Source organism: Pseudonocardia pini (assembly GCF_013870575.1).
GTDB classification, from domain to species: domain Bacteria; phylum Actinomycetota; class Actinomycetes; order Mycobacteriales; family Pseudonocardiaceae; genus Pseudonocardia; species Pseudonocardia pini.
This window is the reverse complement of sequence record NZ_JACBXB010001001.1, coordinates 1-1653: the sequence shown is the minus strand read 5'-3', so window position 1 is coordinate 1653 and position 1653 is coordinate 1. Positions and strand designations below refer to the sequence as shown.

General features: G+C 72.6%; 2 protein-coding genes and 1 pseudogene. 1 reads left to right on the top strand and 2 read right to left on the bottom strand.

What is annotated here, in order from left to right; translation table 11 throughout:
- Positions 1–645: ABC transporter ATP-binding protein (locus H5J29_RS31835; RefSeq protein WP_181784626.1), on the bottom strand; the 645-nt coding region annotated here is incomplete at its 3' end.
- Between the two features lie 286 nt (positions 646–931).
- Positions 932–1195, bottom strand: coding sequence for a hypothetical protein (locus H5J29_RS31830; RefSeq protein ID WP_181784625.1), 264 nt, complete (start codon positions 1193–1195; stop codon positions 932–934).
- A gap of 45 nt (positions 1196–1240) precedes the next feature.
- Between H5J29_RS31830 and H5J29_RS31825 the strand changes: the two are divergent.
- Positions 1241–1653: pseudogene (locus H5J29_RS31825) on the top strand (hypothetical protein); the annotation flags it as partial.

The window sequence follows — 1653 nt, the reverse complement described above, 5'->3', positions numbered from 1 at the left end:
GGCGACGAGCGCGCCGCCGTCGAGCACCGCGACCCGGTCCGCGAGCTGGTCGGCCTCCTCGAGGTACTGGGTGGTCAGCAGGATCGTCACCTCCTGCGCGACCAGCTCGCGGACGACCTGCCAGAGCTCCCGGCGGCTGCGCGGGTCCAGGCCGGTCGTGGGCTCGTCGAGGAAGATCACCTGCGGGCTCCCGACCAGCGTCATCGCCAGGTCGAGCCTGCGGCGCATGCCCCCGGAGTAGGTGCTCGCGGGCCTGCCCGCGGCGTCGGCGAGGTCGAAGCGCTCGAGCAGGTCGGCGCAGCGCCGTGCGCCCTCGTCCCGCCCGAGATGGTGCAGGGCGGCCATCAGACGCATGTTCTCGGTGCCGGTGAGCAGGCCGTCGACCGCCGAGAACTGGCCGGTCACACCGATGACGTCCCGGACGGCCCCGGGTTCGGCGACGACGTCGTGCCCCAGGACGGTCGCGGTGCCGCCGTCCGGGCGCAGCAGGGTGGAGAGGATCTGCACCGTCGTGGTCTTGCCCGCGCCGTTCGGGCCGAGCAGGGCGAACACCTCGCCCCGGGCGACGCGCAGGTCGATGCCCGCCAGCACGGTGTGCTCGCCGTAGGCGCGGCGTAGGCCGGTGGCCGAGATGGCCGGTTCCATGGGTCCTCCTGTGGGTCCGTGACACCGCAGAGCGTGCGGCGGCCCGGTTTCACGTCGCCTTCAGCGACGGATCACCGCAGGTCAGACGTATTCCCCGGGTAGCGGGTGCGCTCAGGGGAGTAACGGCAGGACGAGCCCAGGGGAGGTTTGAGTAGCGATTGCTCATGTCCGGGAGCGGCGACCGCTGAAGACTTCTGGTCATCGGCAGGGACGGCCACGAACCAGCCCCCACCGAGACCACGGGAACCGGAGACGGACGGCGAGAATCATGACCATGTCGGGTGACTCACACGAGCAGGGTCCGTTCTCTCCCTTCGACGACGGCGACCTCGTGGACTGGACCGGCGACAGTCAGGAACAGCCGTTCACGATCTTCGGTCGCGACGGCGCCGACGAGCCCGCCCCGGCGGGTTCCGTCTTCCTCTTCGATCACCGGTACGCCGACGCGACCCGGGTCCCCGGTGAGGGACTCCCCGGTGGCGCGTCGGGTCTGGAGGACGGCGGCCCCGGATGGGCCGACGGCGCCGAGCACCACGAACAGCAGGACCACGAACACACGACCGCGGAGAGCGGCCACGAGGGAGATGTGAACGAGATGAGCACCCACACCGACACCACCGACGACAACGGCGCGATCCAGGTCACCGGGCCGGTACAGGTCGAGGCGGCCGACGGCGGCGCCACCCAGGTCACCGGCCCGGTGCAGGTCGGCTCCGCAGGCGAGGCCGTGCAGGTCACCGGCCCGGTGCAGGTCGGCGAGACCGGCGGGCCCACGCAGGTCACCGGTCCGGTGCAGGTCGGTGCGGCGGACGGCGGGCCCACCCAGGTCACCGGCCCGGTGCAGGTCGGTGCGGCGAGCGGCGGAGCCACCCAGGTCACGGGTCCGGTGCAGGTCGGCCACGGGGACGGCGACGACCCCATCCAGGTCACCGGCCCGGTGCAGATCGGTGCTGACGGCCAGCCGCTCCAGGTCACCGGTCCGGTGCAGGTCGGCGGCCGGGACGGCGG